The organism is Halalkalibacter alkalisediminis, from assembly GCF_028610705.1.
Lineage (GTDB): Bacteria > Bacillota > Bacilli > Bacillales > Bacillaceae_D > Halalkalibacter > Halalkalibacter alkalisediminis.
Map to the genome: position 1 here is coordinate 1 of NZ_JAQQWT010000108.1, position 1,607 is coordinate 1,607.

At 41.1% G+C, this 1,607-nt stretch carries 1 protein-coding gene; it reads left to right on the forward strand.

The features are described 5' to 3' along the window. Positions 1-259 precede the first annotated feature (259 nt). Positions 260-1,483 (forward strand): IS110 family RNA-guided transposase, encoded by a 1,224-nt coding sequence (locus PQ474_RS26035; protein WP_273848486.1) that lies wholly within the window; start codon positions 260-262, stop codon positions 1,481-1,483. Positions 1,484-1,607: the final 124 nt, after the last annotated feature.

Sequence of the window (1,607 nt, forward strand, 5' to 3'; positions counted from 1 at the left end):
CCCGTTAGCCATCCATGCAGCGCAAAATCGGCGCTGCACCACAGAGAATGAAAATGGTTAAAAACCGTCAATACTGATTCTACGGCTGGGAGAGGAAGGTCGATGAACTATGGTGCGTTAGAGCCCATCCGTTAGTCTGACTCCTTCGACCACGGTGCACCACTGACTGTTGCTCCCTTGCGGAAGCACTCATGGTAGATTAATCCTATTTTGGTTGTTGCACCAGCCTCCATATTAAGTCGTAGAAAGGAAGATTACAATGGATGTAATCATTGAACGAGCATGTGGTATGGATGTTCATAAAGACTCTATTACTGCATGTATTATTACACCAAAAGGAAAGGAGATTCAATCATTTTCAACGAAAACAGTGTTTTTGTTGAAACTACTAGACTGGATTAAAGAACACGGATGTACACACGTTGCCATGGAAAGTACGAGTGTGTATTGGAAGCCCATTGTGAATTTACTTGAGAGTGAAGACATTGTGTTTTTAGTGGTCAATGCCCAACACATTAAAGCTGTACCAGGTCGTAAATCCGATGTAAATGATGCCGAATGGATTGCGAAACTGCTTCGCCATGGATTGTTAAAAGCTAGTTTTATTCCTGATCGAAACCAACGAGAATTACGGGAACTCGTTCGTTATCGTCGGAGCATCATTGAGGAGCGTGCGAGACAACATAATCGGATTCAAAAAGTGTTAGAAGGAGCGAATATTAAACTCGGTTCTGTTGTGTCAGATATTATGGGAGTTTCCTCTAAAAATATGCTTCATGCCATAGCCGAAGGTGAAGAAGATCCTGAAAAACTAGCAAATTTAGCTCAACGTACATTAAAACGAAAAAAGGATGATCTTGAACTCGCTCTTCGAGGTTATATAAGTCCACATCAACGACTGATGTTAAAAACGATAATAAAGCATATTGATTTTTTAAGTGAGGAAATTGAGATGCTTGATCAAGAGGTAGCGAAAAGAGTCAGCTCCTATCAAGAGGATATCGATCGATTAGATTCTATTCCTGGGATAGCTACTCGAATGGCTGAACAAATCTTATCTGAGGTTGGAACCGATGTGAGTAAGCAGTTTCCAAGCGCAGCTCACATGTGTTCATGGGCAGGTCTCGTACCTGGACAGAACGAAAGTGCTGGCAAAAGGAAGTCTTCTAAAACCAAAAAAGGGAACAAGTATCTGAGATCGGCATTAACAGAAGCAGCTCATTCAGTAAGAGGATCCAAAAACTACCTTGGTGCACTGTATAGACGTACAGCATCACGAAAAGGCAGAAAACGAGCAGGAATTGTCGTCGCTCACGCCATGTTACGTATCTCTTATTATCTCTTAACTCGTAAAGAAATGTATGTAGACTTAGGCGAAGATTACTTCGATAAGCAAAGAGAGCAATCAATTGTTCGACATTCCCTGCGCAGACTTGAAAGTTTAGGTTACACCGTATCATTGTCAGAATCAGAAGCCTCTTGATCCAGTCCATTTAGCTTCAATAATACCAATGAAAGGCGCTCTCCCCTTTTTTAAAAATGAATGAGCTGCGTCTTCTTTAGTATTGCCTTTTTTCCTAAATTACAGAAGTTTATTTTCATGGTAG